Annotated in this window: 14 protein-coding genes; 6 read left to right on the top strand and 8 right to left on the bottom strand. The window is 72.2% G+C overall.

The features are described 5' to 3' along the window. Window positions 1–13: 13 nt before the first annotated feature. The 3 genes from HW130_RS24500 to HW130_RS24490 form a co-directional block, all read right to left on the bottom strand. Window positions 14–1,186: an anhydro-N-acetylmuramic acid kinase gene (locus HW130_RS24500; protein WP_177151854.1), complete on the bottom strand. Its 1,173-nt coding sequence runs from the start codon at window positions 1,184–1,186 to the stop codon at window positions 14–16. Next, window positions 1,183–2,475: an MFS transporter gene (locus HW130_RS24495; RefSeq protein WP_177151853.1), complete on the bottom strand. Its 1,293-nt coding sequence runs from the start codon at window positions 2,473–2,475 to the stop codon at window positions 1,183–1,185. The genes HW130_RS24500 and HW130_RS24495 overlap by 4 nt, the downstream gene beginning before the upstream one ends. A gap of 124 nt (window positions 2,476–2,599) precedes the next feature. Further along, a complete protein-coding gene (locus tag HW130_RS24490) occupies window positions 2,600–3,202 on the bottom strand; it encodes an NADPH-dependent FMN reductase (protein WP_177151852.1) in 603 nt (200 codons plus the stop codon). Between the two features lie 145 nt (window positions 3,203–3,347). Here HW130_RS24490 and HW130_RS24485 point away from each other — a divergent pair, with 145 nt between their 5' ends. Then, window positions 3,348–4,208, top strand: coding sequence for a helix-turn-helix domain-containing protein (locus HW130_RS24485; RefSeq protein WP_177151851.1), 861 nt, complete (start codon window positions 3,348–3,350; stop codon window positions 4,206–4,208). 102 nt (window positions 4,209–4,310) lie between these two features. Here HW130_RS24485 and HW130_RS24480 read toward each other — a convergent pair whose 3' ends face one another. Then, window positions 4,311–5,666 carry a 6-phospho-beta-glucosidase gene (locus HW130_RS24480; RefSeq protein WP_177151850.1) on the bottom strand — a complete coding sequence of 452 codons (1,356 nt, stop codon included), beginning with the start codon at window positions 5,664–5,666 and terminating at the stop codon, window positions 4,311–4,313. A gap of 206 nt (window positions 5,667–5,872) precedes the next feature. On the opposite strand from HW130_RS24480, the gene HW130_RS24475 reads away from it, so the two are divergent. Together HW130_RS24475 and HW130_RS36585 are read left to right on the top strand one after the other, a co-directional pair. Further along, the gene (locus tag HW130_RS24475) at window positions 5,873–7,237 is read left to right on the top strand and encodes an MFS transporter (RefSeq protein WP_177151849.1); all 1,365 of its coding nucleotides are present in this window, start codon (window positions 5,873–5,875) and stop codon (window positions 7,235–7,237) included. Further along, a complete protein-coding gene (locus HW130_RS36585) occupies window positions 7,140–8,399 on the top strand; it encodes an ATP-grasp domain-containing protein (protein ID WP_309140563.1) in 1,260 nt (419 codons plus the stop codon). Before HW130_RS24475 ends, HW130_RS36585 begins: the two co-directional genes overlap by 98 nt. A gap of 3 nt (window positions 8,400–8,402) precedes the next feature. Here HW130_RS36585 and HW130_RS24470 read toward each other — a convergent pair whose 3' ends face one another. Next, window positions 8,403–10,184 carry an FAD-dependent oxidoreductase gene (locus HW130_RS24470; protein WP_256356306.1) on the bottom strand — a complete coding sequence of 594 codons (1,782 nt, stop codon included), beginning with the start codon at window positions 10,182–10,184 and terminating at the stop codon, window positions 8,403–8,405. A gap of 115 nt (window positions 10,185–10,299) precedes the next feature. Here HW130_RS24470 and HW130_RS24465 point away from each other — a divergent pair, with 115 nt between their 5' ends. Next, window positions 10,300–10,734, top strand: coding sequence for a YchJ family protein (locus tag HW130_RS24465; protein ID WP_177151848.1), 435 nt, complete (start codon window positions 10,300–10,302; stop codon window positions 10,732–10,734). A 160-nt stretch (window positions 10,735–10,894) separates the two neighbouring features. On the opposite strand, the gene HW130_RS24460 is transcribed toward HW130_RS24465, so the two are convergent. Continuing rightward, window positions 10,895–11,152, bottom strand: coding sequence for a hypothetical protein (locus HW130_RS24460; RefSeq protein ID WP_177151847.1), 258 nt, complete (start codon window positions 11,150–11,152; stop codon window positions 10,895–10,897). Between the two features lie 236 nt (window positions 11,153–11,388). Between HW130_RS24460 and HW130_RS24455 the strand changes: the two genes are divergently transcribed. Beyond that, window positions 11,389–13,305, top strand: coding sequence for a long-chain fatty acid--CoA ligase (locus tag HW130_RS24455; protein WP_177151846.1), 1,917 nt, complete (start codon window positions 11,389–11,391; stop codon window positions 13,303–13,305). Between the two features lie 109 nt (window positions 13,306–13,414). On the opposite strand, the gene HW130_RS24450 is transcribed toward HW130_RS24455, so the two are convergent. Next, a complete protein-coding gene (locus tag HW130_RS24450; RefSeq protein ID WP_177151845.1) occupies window positions 13,415–14,485 on the bottom strand; it encodes an ATP-dependent DNA ligase in 1,071 nt (356 codons plus the stop codon). Window positions 14,486–14,537: 52 nt separating this feature from the next. Here HW130_RS24450 and ligD point away from each other — a divergent pair, with 52 nt between their 5' ends. After that, window positions 14,538–15,551 (top strand): non-homologous end-joining DNA ligase, encoded by a 1,014-nt coding sequence (gene ligD, locus HW130_RS24445; RefSeq protein WP_177151844.1) that lies wholly within the window; start codon window positions 14,538–14,540, stop codon window positions 15,549–15,551. Window positions 15,552–15,626: 75 nt separating this feature from the next. On the opposite strand, the gene HW130_RS24440 is transcribed toward ligD, so the two are convergent. Next, the coding region (locus HW130_RS24440; protein ID WP_177151843.1) for a DUF1080 domain-containing protein at window positions 15,627–16,793 on the bottom strand (1,167 nt) is incomplete at its 5' end.

The following is a 16,793-nucleotide window of genomic DNA, read 5'->3' as shown; positions in this document are numbered from 1 at the left end:
CGTACGCGCGGGATCAACGGACAGTAAATACGAGGGAGTTGACGAATTCCTTCGCGGGCGGCGGGAGACGCAGCGGCCCGATCCCCGGTGTGATCGAGCCGAGCACCCGGGCCGCCCGCGCTCCGGTGCACGAGGGCAGGCTTCCGGGCAGCCCGTGCGCCGTCAGGAACCCCAGTACGGCGAAGGCGTACGCCTCCTTCGCCGCCGACGGCAGCCCGAGGTCGTCGGAGGTGCACAGGCGGATACCCGCCAGTTCGGCGCGGAGCATCCCCATCAGCGCGGGATTGCGGGTGCCGCCGCCCGAGGCGATCACCTCGGTCGCGCCCAGCGGGCGGACCGCGTCCGCGACCGTGCGCGCGGTGAGGAGGGTGAGCGTCGCGAGGACGTCCTCGGGCGCGAGTGCGCCCAGCCCGGCCAGCGCGGCCCGCAGATGACCGGGGTGGAACAGCTCCTTGCCAGTGGTCTTCGGTGCCGGCAGCCGGTAGTACGGCTCCGCCAGCAGCCGCTCCAGCAGCGGGCGGTGGACCCGGCCCGCCGCCGCGAGCGCACCGCCCGCGTCGTACGCCTCCCGGCCGCCGGTCAGTTCGGCGACGGCCGCGTCCAGGAGGGCGTTCGCCGGACCGGTGTCGAAAGCGACCGGATCGCCCGAACGCGGAACCACGGTCGCGTTGGCGATCCCGCCCAGGTTGAGCGCGACGGGGACCCCCGGCCGTCCCCGCAGCCACAGCACGTCCACCAGGCTCACAAGTGGGGCGCCCTGCCCTCCGGCCGCGATGTCCCGGGGCCGGAGGTCGGAGACGACCGGACGGCCCGTCGCCTCCGCGATCCAGGCGGGCTGTCCCAGCTGCAGCGTGCCCAGGGCCCGGCCGTTCTCCACCCAGTGGTGCACGGTCTGGCCGTGCGAGGCGAACAGCTCGGCGCCCCCGCCGCACAGTTCGCGGTCCGCCCGCTCGGCGACCGCCGCGAAGACCTGCCCGATGCGGGTGTCGAGGCGGCAGACGTCCCCGAGCGTCGTCGTCGCCGGAGGCAGCGCACCCGCGAGCGACGCCCGCAGGCCGTCGTCGTAGCCGCCGCTCACCATGCCGAGCGGCGTCACGGTCAGGGCGTCCCCGTCGAAGCCGATGTCGGCCGCGGCGGCGTCGACGGCGTCGTGGGACGTGCCCGACATCAGACCGACGACCCTCACCGCAGCGGTCCGCGGTGGTCGTCGCCGCGCAGGCTCAGCAGCGCGAACACACTGACCGCACACGTGGCGGCCGCGTAGTAGGCGGGGATGTCCACGTTGCCCGTCCTCTTGATCAATTCGGTGATGACGAGCCCCGCGCAACCCGAGAACACGGCGTTGGACAGCGCGTACGCGAGACCGAGGCCCGTGCAGCGGACCCGGGTCGGGAACATCTCGGCGAGCATCGCGGGCCCCGGGCCCGCCAGCAGCCCGACCACCGCGCCCGCCGCGAACACCGCGAGGCCCTTCAGCGGCGTCGCCGTGACCAGGTCCTGCAGCAGGTTGATCAGCGGCAGTGCCAGCACCACGACGAGCACGGCGCCGGTCAGCATCACCGCCCTGCGCCCGATCCGGTCGCTGAGCGCGCCCGCCGGGACGATGGAGGCGGCGAACCCGAGATTGGCGAGCACGGTCGCGACCAGCGCCTCCTGGAACGAGGCGTTCAGCGCGGACTGCAGATAGGCGGGCAGCACCACCAGGAACGTGTAACCGGCGGCGGCCCACCCCATGATCCGCCCCGCGCCCAGCAGGATCGCGCGCACCACCTCCGCGGCGGGAGGTGCGGCCACCGGTTCCGCGTCCACACGCCGGAAACTCGGCGTCTCCTCCAGCCGCAGCCGCAGCCACAGCGCGACCGCCCCGAGCGGCAGCGTCAGCAGGAACGGAAGCCGCCAGCCCCAGTCGTTCAGCGCCCCCTCGGACAGCACCGTCGCCAGCAGCGCCGCGGCGCCGGCGCCGCCCAGCAGCCCCAGCGCCACCGTGAACGACTGCCACGACCCGTACAGGCCGCGCCTGCCCGCGGGTGCGAACTCGGTCATCAGCGACACCGCTCCGCCGAACTCCCCGCCGGCGGACAGCCCTTGCAGGATCCGCAGCAGGGTCAGCAGCCACGGTGCGGCCGCCCCGGCCGTCGCGTACGTCGGCAGCAGCCCGATCGCCGTCGTCGCCAGCGTCATGAGCGTGATGACGAGGATCAGCGTCGGGCGACGGCCGATCCGGTCGCCGATCCGGCCGAACAGCGCGGCGCCGACCGGACGGAAGAAGAAGGCCAGGGCGAACGACGCGTAGGTCTTCACGAGGGCCTCGACGTCGCTGCCGCCCTCGGGCGTGAAGAAGTTCGCGGCGATGATCGTCGCGAAGTAGCCGTAGACCCCGAACTCGTACCACTCGACGAAGTTGCCGACCGAACCGGCCAGCAGCGCGCGGCGGGAACGGACGGGCGGGACGGTCTGTTCGGCGGAGGTTGTCATTCCCTTTCTCTGCCCGCCGCGACCCGCCCGAACGCGCCGCCGCCCTGGCCCGGTCCGTCGACCCGGCCCGATCGTCGAGCCGGGACGACGTGCGCGCCGGACCGCCGACGGGCGACCGCCCGTCTCAGGCGGTGACCAGCGGCCGCACCCGCCGCGCCTCGTTCAGGGCAGTCGCCCACCACTCCAGCTGGTCCAGCAGCACCTTCGCCGCTACGCCCGGGCCCTCGGGCTCGCGCAGCGTGCCGTCGGGGGCGAAGAGCTCGTAGTAGCGCGGGAAGCTGACGTAGTCGCGGACCGTGTGTGCGTGCAGCTCGTTGAACACCTGTCGCAGCTGCTCGATGGCCAACAGCCCGCCGCTCGCGCCGCTGTACCCGACGAAGCCGATCGCCTTGGCCTGCCACTCCGTGTAGTGCCAGTCGATGGCCGCCTTCAGCGACGCGGGGAAGCTGCGGTTGTAGTCCGGCGTCACGACGACGACCGCGTCGGCCGCCTCCAGCCGCCTCGTCAGCTCCGCCATCCCGGCCGGCCGGTCCATCCCGGGATCCAGGGCGGGCGGCACGGGCGGCAGCTCCAACGGCAGCGGGGTGTCCGCCAGGTCGACGACGTCCACGGTGAACCGGCCGTGCTGTTCGGCCTGTTCGGCGAACCACTTGGCGACCACCGGGCCGAAGCGGCCCTCCCGGACGCTGCCGACGAGCACGGCGAGACGCAGGGTGTTCTCGGACATGGTGATGCTCCTCACGGGATCGGAATCGGCGCCGGAATCGGCGCGGACACCACGCTGCCGGGCCGGCGGGGGAGCAGGAAGGCCGGGCCGAGACTGGTAGTGGCAGGGCCACGATCCGCGGCCGCCCGGCTGTTACGTTCGAGAGGTGAGCGACAACGAGCTGGGACTGTTCCTGCGCAACCGCCGAGAGGCCCTGGCACCGGCCGACGCCGGGCTCCCCGCGGGCCCCCGCCGCCGCACCCCGGGCCTGCGCCGCTCGGAGCTGGCGACCCTCGCCGGGGTCAGCGTCGAGTACGTGACCCGCCTGGAGCAGGGGCGCGACCGCAGGCCGTCCCCGGCGGTGCTGTCCGCACTGGCCGACGCACTGCGCCTCACCCCCGTCGAGCGGATCCATCTGCACCGGCTCTCCAAGGGCGCGGACGGGAACTTCACCTGCATGGGGGGCGCCCTGCCCGACCGGGAGGTGCGCCCACCGGTCCGCGCCCTGCTCGACCGCCTCGAACCGGCCCCGGCCGTCGTGCTCAACCGCCTGAGCGAACTGCTCGCCTGGACCGAGGGCTACGAGCGGCTCGTCCGCCCGCTCGGCCTGCTGGACGGCTCCCCGCCGAACCTGGCGCAGTGGGTGTTCACCGATCCGCGGGCGAAGGAGGCGTACCCGGACTGGGACCGGGTGGCCGACGAGCAGGTGGCGGCGCTGAAGCAGGGGCCGTTCCGGGCGGACCGCCATGTGGCGGCGATGGTGGACGAGTTGACGGTGACGGCGGGGCCCGGTTTCGCGGACCGGCTCGGGACGGTGCCGGGTCTGCCACGCGCCAACGGCATCACACGTATGACGCATCCCGGGGCAGGTGCGCTGCGGCTGTCCTACGAGACGCTGGAACTGCCCGCGGACGACGACCAGCGCCTGCTGGTCCACCTGCCGGCGGACGAGGCGACGGCGCGCGCCCTCGACACCCTGACGGGCCGCCGCCCGGGCGCCCTGCGAGCACTCCCCACCGGCGCGTAAGGCCGCGGTGCGGGGGCACCTGTGGGGCGCCGCCCCGGGCAGGGGCCGGTGCCGCCGACCGCCGGGACGCTCCTTGTGGGACGGGCTGCTCGGGCGGGGCCGTCACGGCAGGCGCAGATACGCGAGCCCGGCGTGTTCGGCGCGGTAGCCTTCGACGAGGCGGCGCGCGACGCCCACCGAGTCGACGAGCGGATGCAGGGCGAACGCCGTGACCGCATGCGACCGCGATCCGCTGCCGGCCGCGGCCAGCACCTCGCGCTCGACCGCTTTCACGGCGGTCACCAGACCGGTCGCGTGGTGGGGCAGCGGGTCGACGGCGACCGGATGCGCCCCGTTCGCGTCCACGAAGCAGGGGACCTCGACGACGGCGTCCGCGTCGAGGACGGAGAGGGTGCCCCGATTGCGGACGTTGAGGATCAGTGTGGTCCGCTCGTCGCGCGCGACGGCCCGCATCAGCGCGAGGGCGACCTGCTCGTAGCCGCCGGGCTCCGTGTCCTCAGCGTCCTTTGCGTCCCGCTCGCCCGCCCCGGCCGCCTCCCGGTTGGCCGCCATGTAGGTCGCCTCGCGCTCGGCGAGGGTGCGCCGCCAGGTGGCGAGCGCCGGCGTGCCGGGCCGCTTCATCTCCTCGTAGAAACCGGCCTGCTGAGCCCGCAGGAACGCGCCCCGCGTCTGCTTCGCCTCCCGGTAGGCGCGCACGGTCTCCCGGTTGAAGTAGTAGTAGTGCAGGTACTCGTTCGGGATCGCGCCGAGCGAGCGGAGCCAGTCGGGGCCGAAGAGCCTGCCCTCCTCGAAGGAGCCCAAGGCCTCGCTGTCGGCGAGGAGTTCCGGCAGCCGGTCGCGCCCGCCGACGCGCAGCCCGCGCAGCCAGCCGAGGTGGTTGAGCCCGACGTAGTCGGTCCACGCGGTCGCGGGGTCGGCGCCGAGGACCTTCGCGACCCGGCGGCCGAGTCCGACCGGTGAGTCGCAGATGCCGATGACCCGGTCGCCGAGGATCCGGCTCATCGCCTCCGTGACCAGACCGGCCGGGTTGGTGAAGTTGATGACCCAGGCGTCGGGGGCCAGCTCCGCGATCCGCCGGGCGATGCCGGTCGCCACCGGTACCGTGCGCAGCCCGTACGCGATCCCGCCCGCGCCCACCGTCTCCTGCCCGAGCACCCCTTCGGCCAGCGCGATCCGCTCGTCGGCCGCGCGCCCTTCGAGGCCGCCGACGCGGATCGCGGAGAAGACGAAGTCCGCCCCGCGCACGGCCTCGTCGAGGTCGCGGGTCACCGAGACGCGAGGGGCGTCCGGCTGCCCGGCCGCCTGCTCCGCGAGCACCCGCGCGACGGCGTCCAGCCGGTCGCCGTCCACGTCGTACAACGTGACGGCGGTGACCCGACCCTCGGCGTGATCGCCGAGGAGCGCCCCGTACACGAGAGGCACCCGGAATCCGCCGCCGCCGAGAATCGTGAGCTTCATGCCCGTACGGTACGTCGCGCGCCGCCCGCCGCGGCGAAGCCACCGCAGGGGCGCGGGGCCGCCCGGTGCGGGCGCGCGCGACCTGACGGATCCGCGCGCGGGAACTGATGAAGTCCCGCGCCGCCCGTTCTCCGGCCCGCCGGGCGCTGCTTACGGTCGTGCGCGTCCCCGGCCCCGTCACGAGGCCCCCATCAAGGAGCGCCCCTATGCGCGTCTACCTCGACCGCAACTTCCTGCTGACGTACGCGGCGTCGTTCATCTCGCTGTTCGGCTCGAAGCTGCTGATGATCTCCTACGTGGCCTTCGTCTACGGCGAGACCGGCAGTGCCACCCTGGCCTCCGCCGTGTTCGCCGCGGACTGGGTGGCCAATCTCTTCGTGGGACTGTTCACCACGCACTACATCGACCGCGCGGACGCCAGGAGGCTGCTGCTGCGGCTCAACCTGGCGGCCGCCGCCGTCACGCTGCTGTTCCTGGCCTGCCTGTCACCGGACCAGTTCCCCGTGGCCGTGGCGGTGATCTTCGTCCGCGCCCTGCTCAACAGCGCGGTGAACGCGGCCCGGGTCAAGGCGCTGGTGCAGTTCTTCGACAAGCGGCAGACCGACCTGTACTCCGCCGTGCTCAACTCCAGCCTCTTCATCGCGATAGCCGTCGCCGGTGCGGCCGGCACGGTCATCCTCCGGTTCGTCGGGATGAGCACGGTCGTCCTCATCGACGTCGCGACCTTCCTGGTGTCCGCCGCGCTGTTCGCGCTCGTGCGGCCCAACAGGGCCCGGATCGAGGAGGCGCGCCGAGCGGCGGGCGACGTGCGGGAGGGCGTCGCGGCGCACGTCCGTTCGGCGGCCCGGATCATCGTGCGCACCCCGGTGGTCTCCACCGCCGTGTTCTACATCGTGCTGACGGTGACGGCCTTCCAGGCGACGTACCTGGTGCTGATCACGGCCGTTCCCGACCTCTGGTTCTCGCTCGGCGAGCCGGGCACCGCGATGTTCTTCACCGCCGAATCCCTGGCCGTGATCGCCGGTCTGTTCCTGTACCAGTACCTCAGCCGCCGGGAGCTGGTGCCCGAGACGCGCCAGCGGCGCCTGAACGCCGCCGTGACCGGCTTCGCCGTCTGCATGTACGCGGCGCTGCCCGCGGCGCGCTCCAGCCTGGTCCTGGCGCTGGCCGCGTTCGTCGCGATGGTCCTCGCGGTGGAGATGGTCTGGGCCCACCAGTACAAGCGGCTGATCGCCCACACCCCCGAGGCGAAGGTCTCGGCCGTGGTGGGTCTGCTGTCGGCCCTGGGCTACAGCCTGATGGCCGTCTTCGGGTTCGTCTTCTCCTGGGTGATGGACACCCTCGGCGCCGAGTGGGCCGTCACCCTCGATCTCGTCCTCATCGCCCTGCTGGTCACCGGCTGGGAAGCGCGCGCACACCGACTTGGGAGTCGCCATGCGAAAAGCATTCGTCCTGCTCGAACTCGTCAACCACGTGGCACTGGTGGCCAAGGCGGCGAAGGCCCGCGGCCTGACGGTCGTGGTCGTGGGGCAGAACCCGCTGCCGCGGCAGGGCCCGTTCGCCGTTCCTGACGGCGTGGTCGACGAGCTGATCCCCCTCGCCTCCTGGTCGGACGCGGACGCCGTACGGGCCGTGCTCGACGACCTGTACGAGCGGTACGAGATAGCCGGCACGTACGCGGCGTTCGAGGCGGCCCTGCCGTACGACGCGGAGCTGCGCGCCCGCGCGGGCCTGCCCACCAGCGGCGCGGACGCCCTGCGGGCGGCGCTCGACAAGGGCGAGGTGCGCGACCGGCTGCGGGCCGAGGGCCTGTCCCGTCTGCGTTCGACGACCCTGGCCGGCGCGCTGCGCTGGGACACCTGGGGATTCGACGGCCCGGCGATCCTCAAGCCGGCGCACGGCACGGGCAGCGCCATGTGCTTCACCGTCGGCTCCCTGGACGAACTCCGCGCGGCGGCCGACGAGATCGAGCGCACACCGCTGGCCGCGGGGATGACCCGCGACTACGTCCTGAGCGGCGGGTTCGTGCTGGAGCAGAAGGCCCAGGGCGAGCTGCTGTCCGTCGAATCGCTCGTGCACGACGGCGAGGTGAAGGTCGTCGGGCTGCTGGGCCGGTATCTGCTGGCCGGCGACCCGGTGGTCGAGCAGGCCGCCGTCTTCCCGTACCAGCACCCGCGCCACGCCGAGATCGCCGAAGCGGCGGTGGCCTTCCACCGGTGCCTCGGCATCACGCACGGGCCCACGCACCTGGAGGTGATGGTCCCGGACGACGGTCCGGTGGAGCTGATCGACTTCAACCTGCGGGTGGCGGGCGCGGGCGCCGTACTGCTCTTCGGGCTGGTCCTCGGGACGCCGTACGAGGAGCTGCTGACGGACCTCGGCTGCGGAGCGGCCCCCGACCTCGACGCCCTGAGCCCCACCCGGGGATGGGCCGCGGAGTGCCTGACGCTGCCGCGACCCGGCACCACCGAACTGCGCGACCTGTCCGTCCCCGAGACCGCGAGGTTCGTGCGCCCGACCAAGGAACTGGGGCAGCGGCTCACCGGACGCTCGGACCAGCTGGACACCGTCGTCATGTTCGTCGTGACGGCCGCGTCCCCGGAGGAGCTGCACGAGGTGCTGCTGGACGCCCGCCGGCGGACCGTCGTCAACGGCGAACCGCTCGGCGACAACCCCAACAACCGGCTCATCGCACCCCAGCACCTGCGCACCTTGGCGGGCCTGGCGGTCTGAGCTCTACCCCAGGTCGAAGGCGTTCGGCAGGCCCCACCGTAAACGGGCGCGGTCGTGCCGTTTGAGCGCCTCGAACTCGGGGGCCCGGAACAGCGGTGTCACCGTGCACCGGGGCGCGGCCGAACCGGTCCGGTTCAGCAGGGCGTTGACGGCCTGGCGGGCCGAGGCGTTGGCGCCCTCCATCGTCGCCAGGTCGATGTCGACGCTGACGTAGTCGCCGGCGAGGTAGAAGTTGGGGATCGCGGTGGCGGCCGTGGGGCGGAGGTGGAAGGTGCCGACGGGGTGGATGAGGAGCTCGTCCTCGTTGGTGGGGTTCGGGGTGCCGAGGCCGTCGACGCCCGGGTCGAGGAACCAGGAGTGCAGGGCGCTGTCCTTGAGGACCGTCCGTCCCGTGTCGTTGAGCGCGGCCTTCAGCTGCGCCCAGACCTCCTTGGCCACCTCGGCCCGGGTGCACTGCTTGGCGGTCCTGCCGTACAGGATTCCCGGCCGGTCCCACTCGGAGACGTCGACGGACAGGCAGTCGACCACCGTCCCGTCGCCGTAGTCGGCGGGGAAGTCGCGGTCCGGCCAGTGCCCCGCTTGCTGAATGGCCGTCAGCGCCCAGGGGGAATCGACGCAGTTGAGATGGCCGTGCAGCAGGGGCGCCCGCTCGGTCAGATAGAACTGGATGCCCGTCATCCAGTCGGTGTGCAGCCTGTCGCAGCGGGCGAGCTGAGGGTCGGCGGCCCGCAGGGCCGGTCCCCAGGTGCGCCGCGCATGCTCGACGGGCATCGCGGAGACGTAGTGGTCGGCGGTCACCGCCCGGCGCGCCCCCTGCGGGTCCTCGACGACGGCGGCCGTGATCCTTCCGTCGCCGTACGCCATCTCCCGTACGCTCCAGCCGACGCGGAACCGGACGCCGAGCGACGTCAGGTGCGCCACCCAGGGGTCGATCCACGCCTCGTTGGTGGGCGCGTCGAGGATGCGGTCGAGCGGGCCGTCGGCGCCGCGGCCCAGCGCGTTGAAGACGAACGCCTCCAGCAGTGTGGCGACCGTGCGGGTACTCGCCTCCTCGGCCTTGGTGGCCACGATGTTGCGGGTGAGCCCGATGGCGAGCATGCGCTGGTAGTCGTAGCTCATCCGCTCCGCCCGAATGAAGTCCCACCAGGGCGTGCGCTCCCAGACCTCGTCGCGCCGCTCGTCGCAGCTGGTGAGGAAGACGAGCACGCGGTTCTGGAAGTAGGCCGTCTCATGGGCGGGGATGCCGAGCGCGGTGTCCAGCATGGCCGTGAGCGCGCGGCGGATCTCGTCGAGCGTGAGCTCGGCGGGCCGGTGGCCCGGCCAGGGGAGCGGGATGCGCAGGTCCTCGCGGCCGGTACGGGCGAAGGACATCTCGGGCGGTGCGACCAGGTTGTCCCACACCCCGTTCGCGTTCCCGGGGAAGGGGATGCGCCGCATGGTGTCGGGGAGGTTGTGGTAGATGCCGGGGATGAAGCGGAAGCCGTGCTCCGCCGGTAACGGTCTGCGCCCGCCCCGGCCACTGCCGGGCACGTCCATGCTGCGGGCCTTGCCGCCGAGCGCCCGGCGCTCGTAGACGGTGACCGCGAAGCCGCGCTCGGCGAGTTCGTGCGCGGCGGTCAGCCCCGCGACCCCGCCGCCGAGCACGGCGACCGATCCGGGCGCCGGGGCCGCGGCGGCGGAGGTGATGCCGGCGGCCGAGGCGAGTGCCGCGGTGCCGCCGACGGCGGCGGCCCCCGCCATGAACGTGCGCCGTGAGGTGCCTCGTGAGGTGCCCGACCGGTCCATCCGATCCCCCTTTACCGACGGTAACTACGGCGTCCGGCGCAGGAGCATACGGAGTACGCACGTGACCCGGAAGCCACCCGCGGGCCCATTCCCGCAATGGCTGGAAAATGGAGCCATGGCACGACGCATCAAACGCCCCGGGCGCACCGCACAGCCTGCCCTCACCGGCGCATCACCCTGCCCCTGCGGCCTGCCGGCCACGTACGCGGAGTGCTGCGGCCGCTTCCACAGCGGTGAGGAGACGGCGCCCACCGCCGAGCTGCTGATGCGCTCCCGCTACAGCGCCTTCGCCGCACACGACGCGCAGTACCTGCTGCGCACCTGGCACTCCTCGACCAGGCCCCGGCACCTGGAACTCGATCCCGGCATGCAGTGGTCCAGTCTGGAGATCACCGACGTCACCGACGGCAGCGCCTTCCACACCGAGGGAACGGTCACCTTCCGGGCCCGCTACCGCCATCACGGCAAGCGCGGCGAACTGCACGAGCGCAGCAACTTCGCCCGGCAGAACGGCGCGTGGGTGTACGTGGACGGCACCTTCATCGAGTGAGCCGCCCCTGGCCCGTCGGGGGACGTGGCCCGAGGCCGAGGACGAACCGGCCCGAGACCTTCCGTGCGGCCGCTGTTTCTCCTCCCGAGTGGCGTGCTCCCGGGGAGAAGCAGAGGCCGTCCCCGGGAAGGGGGACGGCCTCTGCTCGGAGCGGGGAGCGTCAGTGGGCGCGGGACGGCCTGACGGTGAGCCTCGGATCGTACGCGGCCAGCACCTTGTTCGCCCGTGCCAGCGCGGACAGCGCGTGCTCGCGGTCGGCCCGGTCGTCGGCGCACAGCGGGCCGCGGAAGCGGTACACCTCGCGCGCGGCGCACTCGGCCTCGATCTCGGCGTGCAGGACATGGGCCGGCATGCAGGAGCCGATCATCACTGCCACGCGGTCGGGGATCGGTACCGGGACGATGTTGGAGGCGGTCACGTCAAGTCCTTGTCTGCTTTTCCGTCGGGAAGCCGTCGGTCGGTCGGCCTCCCACCCCTCCATGACTACCGGAGCGGTTTCCGGGTTCCGTGGCGGGGGTGTCTTTGTGCGGCAACGGTTGTCGATCACACCCGTTGCTTTCTGGATACGCGGGAGTAAGTTGACCCCCGAGTCAGTGCCGAGGTCCCGTCAACTCCCCGCCCGCGTCACGCGCGAACCGCGAACAGGAGCCGACCATGGGCGTACACAAGGATCTGAAGAGGGCGAAAAAGCGAAGCGATCTCGCCGGTCGCGTCCCGGTCGAACTGGTCAGGGAGGACGGCGTCGTACGAGAGGCGCGCACCGCACCGCTCGCCCGGCCGTCCGTCTCCGGCAGCACCGCCGACATACCTTACGCGAACGCGGCGGAAGCACCCGCATCGGTGGTCCTGCGACGCAAGGACGACGACGGCCGATGGCGTCCCGTGACCGCCGCCGACTTCGCCCGCCAAGTCACCGAAGCGGCCAGGGGATTGATCGCCGCCGGGCTCGAGCCGGGCGGACGGGTGGCCGTGATGTCCCGCACCCGCTACGAGTGGACCGTGATCGACTTCGCGATCTGGGCCGCCGGTGGCCAGAGCGTGCCTGTCTACGCCACCTCCTCGGCCGAACAGGTCGCCTGGATCCTCCGCGACAGCGGCGCGCTGCACGTGGTCACCGAGTCCGCCGAGCACGCCGGGACGGTGGCCGACGCGGCGCGCGGGCTCGGCGTCGAACCCCGGGTGTGGACGATCGACGAGGGCGCGATGGAGACACTCGTCACACTTGGGCGGGACGTCCCCGACGAGGAGATCACCAAGAGGCGGGCCGCCCTGACACCGGACAGCATCGCCACCCTCTGCTACACCTCCGGCACCACCGGCAAGCCCAAGGGCTGCGTCCTGACCCACGCGAACCTGCACGCCGAGGTCACCAACACCGTGGAACTGCTGCACCCGGTCTTTCGGGCGGTGACCGGGCAGACGGCCTCCACGCTCCTCTTCCTGCCACTCGCCCACATCCTGGGCCGGACTCTCCAGATCGCCTGTCTGACGGCCCGTATCGAGCTCGGCCACTGCCCGGGCATCAAGCCCGACGAGCTCCGGCCGGAGCTGCGGAGTTTCCGGCCCACCTTCCTCGTCGGCGTCCCCTACCTCTTCGAGAAGATCCACGACACCGGCCGGGCCACGGCCGAGAAGATCGGCCGCGGCGCCTCCTTCGACCGCGCGCACCGCATCGGCGTGCGGTTCGCAGAGGCGTATCTCGCCGCGTTCCTCGGCACCGGCAAGGGACCGGGAGCCGGCCTCACCCTGGCCTGGGCGCTGTACGACCTGCTGGTCTACCGGCGCATCCGCAAGGAGCTCGGCGGCAGGCTGCGGTACGCGATCAGCGGCGGCTCCCCGCTCGAGCGCGAGCTGAACCTCTTCTTCTGCGCGGCCGGCATCGTGATCTACGAGGGATACGGCCTCACCGAGACCACGGCCGCCGCGACGATCACCCCGCCGCTGGCACCGCGCCCGGGGACCGTGGGGCAGCCCGTGCCCGGCACGGCGATCCGCATCGCCGAGGACGGCGAGGTACTGATCAAGGGCGGCATCGTCTTCGGCGCGTACTGGAACAACGCGGCGGCGACCGACGAGGCCCTCGACGACGGCTGGTTCGCCACCGGAGACCTCGGCTCACTGGACGAGGACGGCTACCTGACGATCACCGGCCGCAAGAAGGACATCCTCGTCACCTCCGGCGGCAAGAACGTCTCGCCCTCCGTCCTCGAGGACCGGTTGCGCAGCCGCCCGCCCGTCGGCCAGTGCATCGTGGTCGGCGACAACCGGCCCTACGTCGCGGCCCTGATCACCCTGGAGCCGGAGGCGGTGGAGCACTGGCTCGCCGTACGCGGACGCCCGAAGGACACGCCGCTCGCGCGGCTGTGCGAGGACCCCGAGCTGATCGCGGACGTCCAGCGCGCCGTCGACCACGCCAACGCGGCGGTCTCCCGCGCCGAGTCGATCCGCCGCTTCCGCCTCGTGCCGGGCGACTTCACGGAGGAGAACGGCCTGCTGACCCCCTCCCTGAAGATCAAGCGCCACGCGGTCGCGGCGGCGTACGCGGCCGAGATCGATTCGCTCTACGCCTGACGGCACGGAGCCGTGGGCGCGGGCCGTACGCATCGTGGTCCTGCGCCCACGCCCGCCGACACGTCCTGCGAGGCGCCGCCCGATGCTGCCTGCCGCGCGCGGACCCTGCTCACCGCCCGGGGGCTGACAGCACCTCGTCCAGGTCGTACCGCACCGGTTCCTCCAGCTGCTCGTACGTGCAACCGGAGGGCTCCCGGTCGGGCCGCCACCGCCGGAACTGCGCCGTGTGGCGGAAACGGTCGCCCTCCATGTGGTCGTACGCCACCTCCACCACCCGCTCGGGCCGCAGCGCCACCCAGGACAGGTCCTTCTTGCCCGACCAGCGGCTCGGCGCGCCGGGCAGCCGCGCGCTCTCGTGCGCCGCCTCCTCCGCCCAGCGTGCCCACGGATGCTCCGAGACGTCCTCCATCCGCAGCGGCTCCAGCTCCTCGACCAGCTCCTCGCGCTTCTTCATGGAGAACGCGGCGCACACGCCGACGTGCTGGAGCGCCCCCGAGCCGTCGTACAGCCCGAGCAGGAGCGAGCCGACGACCGGGCCGCTCTTGTGGAAGCGGTAGCCGGCCACCACCACGTCCGCGGTCCGCTCGTGCTTGATCTTGTACATCAGCCGGGTGTCCGGCCGGTACGGCAGATCCAGCGGCTTGGCGACGATCCCGTCGAGCCCGGCGCCCTCGTACTGCTCGAACCACTCCTGCGCCAGCGCCACGTCCGTCGTGGACGGCGCCAGGTGCACGGGCGGCCGAACCCCCGCGAGGGCCTCCTCCAGCTTCTCGCGGCGCGCCTTGAGCGGTGCGTCCAGCAGCGACTCGTCGCCGAGGGCGAGCACGTCGAAGGCGACGAAGCTCGCGGGGGTGCGCTCGGCGAGCATCCGGACCCGGGAGTCGGCCGGATGGATGCGCTCGGTGAGACGGTCGAAGTCGAGGCGGCCCTCGTGGGCGATGACAATCTCGCCGTCGACGACGCAGCGCTCCGGCAGCAGGTCGAGGAACCGGGCGGCCAGCTCGGGGAAGTACCGCGTCAGCGGTTTTCCGGTGCGCGAGCCGATGACGACCTCGTCGCCGTCACGGTGGACGATCGCCCGGAAGCCGTCCCACTTCGCCTCGTAGTGCATTCCGGGCGGGATCTTCTTCACGGACTTGGCCAGCATCGGCTTCACGGGCGGCATCACGGGCAGGTCCATGGCCCGATTCTCCGGCATGCAGCCCCACTCGGCACGGCCTACGCTGGCGGGCATGGCTGGAGCGGTGGAACTCGAAGTGGGGGAGCGCACCGTCCGGGTGTCCAATCCCGACAAGGTGTACTTCCCCGAGCGCGGCTGGACCAAGCTGGACATGGTCACCTACTACCTGGCCGTCGGCGAGGGCATCACCCGGGCCCTGCGCAGCCGTCCCACGACGCTGGAGCGCTATCCCGACGGGGTGACGGGCGAATCGTTCTTCCAGAAGCGTGTGCCCAAGTACCTGCCCGACTGGATCCCCACCGCCCACATCACCTTCCCGTCCGGGCGCTCCGCGGACGAGATGTGCCCGGACGAACCGGCCGCCGTCATCTGGGCCGCCAACCTGGGCGCCGTCACCTTCCACCCGTGGCCCGTGCGCCGCGACGACACCGACCACCCCGACGAACTGCGCATCGACCTCGACCCGCAGCCCGGCACCGACTACGACGACGCCGTACGCGCCGCCCACGAGCTGCGCGCCGTCCTCGACGAGGCCGGTCTGCGGGGCTGGCCCAAGACGTCGGGAGGCCGCGGCGTGCACGTCTTCGTGCCGATCGAGCCCCGCTGGACCTTCACGCAGGTGCGGCGCGCCGCGATCGCCTGCGGCCGGCAGCTGGAGCGCCGCATGCCGGACCGGGTGACGATCAAGTGGTGGAAGGAGGAACGCGGCCGGCGCATCTTCGTCGACTACAACCAGACGGCCCGGGACCGCACCATCGCCTCCGCCTACTCGGTGCGTCCCCGCCCCCACGCCCCCGTCTCCGCCCCGCTGCGCTGGGAGGAGCTCGACGTCGCGCGCCCCGAGGACTTCGACATCAAGACGATGCCCGGCCGCTACGCCGAGGTCGGTGACGTCCACGCGGACATGGACGACCACCGGTTCAGCCTGGAGACCCTGCTGGAACTCGCCCGCAAGGACGAGGCCGACCACGGGCTCGGCGATCTGCCCTATCCGCCGGAGTACCCGAAGATGCCGGGGGAGCCGAAGCGCGTCCAGCCGAGCCGGGCGAAGAAGCCGGCCGACTGACACGCCCCGCCGCACCGGCGACCGCGGCCCTCCTCCCGGCCGGGAGGAGGGCCGCGGCTCACCGCTCGAGGAGGACTACAGCTCCTTGATCCTGATGTTGCGGTAGGAGATGACGTCCGTCGTGCCGTGGACCTGGAGCCCGACGTACCCGGAGGCGTAGCGCCGGCCGTCGGTGCCCGGGTCGTCGGAGCGCGGCGGCTCGAAGACCTGGCCGCCGGTGTTGTCGAACTCGTTGATCAGCTTGCCGTTGCGGAACACCGAGTAGTGCTGGCCCTCCACCCTGATCTCGTAGTCGTTCCAGGTGCCCTTCGGGGTGACCCCGGCGCCGCCGAGGCCCACGCGGTCGAATCCGTAGATCGAACCCGACTTGTACATGTCGCCGTCCGGCCGGTCCAGGATCTGCACCTCATGGCCGTACTTGATGGCGACCCACTCCGGACGCGACTCCTCCGGGTTGTCGTGGACGTACGGGAAGCGGACGAAGACACCGGCGTTGGCGTTGCCCGGGCCCGGGGCGTCGTCCCGCCACTGGAGCTTCAGCGAGAAGTCGCCGTACTGCCGCTGCGGGAACCACAGCATGCCCATGCCCGGCACGGTGGTGCTGCTGGTCATGGCGCCGTCGTCGCTCAGCCCGAACCTGCCGCCACCGACGTGCTCCCACTTCGAGAACGTCTCCTCGGTGCCGTCGAAGAGGTCGCGGTAGCCGGCGGTCTGGCCCGGCCTGCCGATGCCCGACTCCTTGGCCGCGCGGTAGATCGTCCGGTGTTCGCGCTCGTCGATGACGCCGTCGGCGAGCAGCCGGTCGATCACTCCGTCCACGTGCTTGAGGAACAGGACGTGCGAGGACCAGTCCTTCTCGTCCTCGATCAGCTCGTTGATCGTGCAGCGGCTGCCCGTCATCCGGTTGGGGATGCCGGTGTCCACCGTGCCGACGATCACTGTCGGCCGCTCGTCGTGCTCGGGACAGGTGGGCGCCGGCACACCGCCGCCCTCGGCCACCGAGAACGCGACGCTCTTGGCCTCGGAGGTGTTGCCCGCCTTGTCCGTCGCCCGGTACAGCACCGTGTGGTAGCCGACCCGGTCGACGACGAGGGGGGCGGTGTACGCGAGGTAGGGGCCGCTGTCGAGCGAGTACTCGATCCGCTCCACACCCGAGCCGGCGTCCGTCGCCGACAGCCTCACCTCGGCCCGCGCGATGTACGCGCCGTCCGAGTTCTTCTCGCCGCTGACGGTGGCCGAGGT

The sequence above is a fragment of the Streptomyces sp. PKU-EA00015 genome (assembly GCF_013387495.1).
Classification (GTDB): Bacteria; Actinomycetota; Actinomycetes; order Streptomycetales; family Streptomycetaceae; genus Streptomyces.
This window is presented reverse-complemented; position numbering and strand designations above follow the sequence as displayed.

What these genes read in the sequence shown, in the direction of transcription:
- ligD (WP_177151844.1), top strand. Translation starts at nt 14,538, where the DNA reads ATGGCTGGAGCGGTGGAACTCGAAGTGGGGGAGCGCACCGTCCGGGTG.
- HW130_RS24495 (WP_177151853.1), bottom strand. Translation starts at nt 2,475, where the DNA reads ATGACAACCTCCGCCGAACAGACCGTCCCGCCCGTCCGTTCCCGCCGC.
- HW130_RS24450 (WP_177151845.1), bottom strand. Translation starts at nt 14,485, where the DNA reads ATGGACCTGCCCGTGATGCCGCCCGTGAAGCCGATGCTGGCCAAGTCC.
- HW130_RS24475 (WP_177151849.1), top strand. Translation starts at nt 5,873, where the DNA reads ATGCGCGTCTACCTCGACCGCAACTTCCTGCTGACGTACGCGGCGTCG.
- HW130_RS24470 (WP_256356306.1), bottom strand. Translation starts at nt 10,184, where the DNA reads ATGGACCGGTCGGGCACCTCACGAGGCACCTCACGGCGCACGTTCATG.
- HW130_RS24455 (WP_177151846.1), top strand. Translation starts at nt 11,389, where the DNA reads ATGGGCGTACACAAGGATCTGAAGAGGGCGAAAAAGCGAAGCGATCTC.
- HW130_RS24480 (WP_177151850.1), bottom strand. Translation starts at nt 5,666, where the DNA reads ATGAAGCTCACGATTCTCGGCGGCGGCGGATTCCGGGTGCCTCTCGTG.
- HW130_RS24490 (WP_177151852.1), bottom strand. Translation starts at nt 3,202, where the DNA reads ATGTCCGAGAACACCCTGCGTCTCGCCGTGCTCGTCGGCAGCGTCCGG.
- HW130_RS24465 (WP_177151848.1), top strand. Translation starts at nt 10,300, where the DNA reads ATGGCACGACGCATCAAACGCCCCGGGCGCACCGCACAGCCTGCCCTC.